Origin of the sequence: Flavobacterium sp. UMI-01 (assembly GCF_019656315.1) — a bacterium.
In the GTDB taxonomy this organism is placed as follows: domain Bacteria; phylum Bacteroidota; class Bacteroidia; order Flavobacteriales; family Flavobacteriaceae; genus Flavobacterium.
This window is the reverse complement of sequence record NZ_BPLU01000043.1, coordinates 2,823-5,797: the sequence shown is the minus strand read 5'-3', so window position 1 is coordinate 5,797 and position 2,975 is coordinate 2,823. Positions and strand designations below refer to the sequence as shown.

Below are 2,975 nucleotides of genomic sequence, written 5' to 3'. Positions count from 1 at the left end.
AAAAAATTACTCTAGGGAAAGACAACGGAAAAACAGAGTTGAATATCGCTTTGGAAAAAATCACTTGTAAAGTCGCAATTGGTGACGATTTAGGAAAGTGCTTTGGTATCAAAATGATTTACTTTGACCTAGACAAATCAAATATTAGACACGAAGCCGCTTTGGATTTAGAAAAAATATTAGATGTACTAAAACAATATCCTAATATGAAACTTGATATTCGTTCGCATACCGATAGTAGAGCTTCTTTCAAATACAATGAAGCTTTGTCCGACAGAAGAGCCAAATCTACCATCGCTTGGTTAGTTGACAATGGAGTAAACCCAAATAGACTAACCGGGAAAGGATACGGCGAATACCAACTAGTAAACCGTTGTACTGACGGTGTAAAATGTACCGAAGAAGAACACCAACAAAATAGACGTTCGGAATTTATTATTACTGATTTGTAAAGACTTATTTGTCTAGTCCTGAAAAAAACACCTCGAAAATTAATTATTTCGAGGTGTTTTTTTTTTTTAAAATCTTTTCTAAAAAGACACATCCTTTAATATAATTTTTATTTATTAAGCAGTATAGCATTTTTTTAACAAAAAAATGGACTTTAACGATTATTTATGCCCTTTAAAGAAATTAATTTATTAAATAATTAGTATATCGTACATTTAATTTAAATAATCTTTTTTTGATCTAATAAAAGTCCATTAACAAAAAGTTTTAGGGCTTTATTTCAATTTTTATACTACAATAACAACTCTTAATAAAAATAAAATTGATTTATAAAGAGCGACTATATACCTAAAAACTGTCTGTTTATTATTTACTATTTTAAATTATTTAGATTAAAATTTCTATAACGATTCAATTAAAAAACAATAAGTATGGAAACAATTTTACCTATTCAAAAATTGAAAAAAACCATTCTCTATTTCTTATTATTACTATTTGTTGGTACAATAAATGGTTATACCCAAGAAAGTGGAACAGATGGAAACTACTGCCCTGCGCCAAATGCTTCTGGAGATGAATATGGAACTGGAGTTGTTTTTAGTCAAGTACTAAACCCTTCCCCTTCTTCAACCTGCCAAATTGGTACTATACGCGCTAAGGTTGATACGAATAATCAAGTACTAAAATTAGGAATGAATATTGGTAATTCAGGAGCCGCACTATTTAGGCTCTATTTAGACACCGACAACAATTCTACTTCGGGATTAACTTCAGACACATTTGGAGGTGCACTAACTGTGGCTGGAGCTGAATATATCTTAGAAATTAACTCTAATGCTAATACGTTTAATTTATATTCTGGAAATGGAAATGTAAAAACGCAACTGACAATTAGTAACGGACTTGAAGCGCATAGTGGCGTGACTTCATGTAATGCTGGTGGTGCTTCATTTTTGGAGTTTAACATTCCTTTTGGTTCTATTGGATTTAATGTATGTGATCCAAATAATCCTGGTCTGATAAAAATCACCAAATTAGCATCGGTTAGTGGTAACTCAGCTAGTTCAAATAGATGTATTGATACTCCCTTAACATTTGGAATACCGCTAACAGGTTCTGTTGGACCAAGTACTACTGTTTGTTCTGGAACTAATAGTACTATACTAACAGTTAGCGGACTAACTGCTGGTTCAACAATAGTTAAATGGCAATCATCCGTGAGTCCTTTTTCAAATTGGACAGATATCACTAATACAACAAACACTTATACGGCAACAAACTTAACACAGACTACTAAATATAGAGCGGTATTTTCAAATTCGGGACTTTGTAGTGGTAGCAATATCGCTACTAGCGATGCAACTATCACTGTAAGCCCTGCTCCTACTGCGAATATTAGTGCGCAAACCAATGTAAGTTGCTTTGGTGGTACAACTGGTTCTGCTACTGCAAGTCTTACTGGTGGAACAGGCCCATTTACTTACTCATGGAATACTAATCCCGTACAGACTAACGCTACTGCCACTGGTTTAGCAGCTGGCTCATATACAGTAATCATTACTGACAGCAAAGGCTGTACTGCAATGACAACAGCAATAATTACACAACCTGCCGCTGCTTTAGCATTGGGAGCTTCTTCTAAAACCGATGCTAGTTGCTTTGGGGCTAGTACTGGATCAGTAAGCGCTGGTGTGGTAACGGGTGCTGTAGGAACAGTAACATACTCTTGGAAAAATGTTTTGAATACTGAAGTGGGAACTACTGCTACTGTTTCTAATCTTCCTGCGGGAACTTATACACTAACTGTAACCGATAACTGTTCGTCTCAATCTAATTCGGTAACTGTAGGACAACCTGCCGCTGCTTTAGCACTAGGAGCTTCTTCGAAAACCGATGCGACTTGTTTTGGTGCTAGTACTGGATCAGTAAGTACTGGTGAGGTAACAGGTGCTGTGGGAACAGTAACCTACTCTTGGAAAAACTCCTCTAATACGGTGGTAGGAACTACCGCTTCTGTAAATAATCTTCCTGCGGGAACTTATACACTAACTGTAACCGATAATTGTTCGTCTCAATCTAATTCGGTAACTGTAGGACAGCCTGCCGCTGCTTTAGCACTAGGAGCTTCTTCTAAAACCGATGTTAGTTGCTTTGGGACAAGTACTGGTTCAGTAAGTGCTGGTGTGGTAACGGGTGCTGTGGGTACGGTAACGTACTCTTGGAAAAATGCTTCGAATACTGAAGTGGGAACTAATGCTACTGTTTCTAATCTGCCTGCGGGAACTTATACCTTAACTGTAACCGATAACTGTTCATCACAATCTAATTCAGTAACTGTAGGACAGCCTGCCGCTGCTTTAGCACTAGGAGCTTCTTCTAAAACCGATGCTAGTTGTTTTGGCGCTAGTACCGGGTCTGTTACTGCGGGTGCTGTAACAGGTGCTGTGGGTACGGTAACGTACTCTTGGAAAAACTCCTCTAATACGGTGGTAGGAACTACTGCTACTGTTTCTAATCTGCCTGCG

General features: G+C 37.1%; 1 protein-coding gene and 1 pseudogene. Both read left to right on the top strand.

What is annotated here, in order from left to right:
- Positions 1 to 452 (top strand): OmpA family protein (locus K5R64_RS13105; RefSeq protein WP_220764064.1); only part of this gene is annotated, 452 nt, incomplete at its 5' end.
- Between the two features lie 429 nt (positions 453 to 881).
- Positions 882 to 2,975 (top strand): annotated as a pseudogene (locus K5R64_RS13100) (hypothetical protein); the annotation flags it as partial.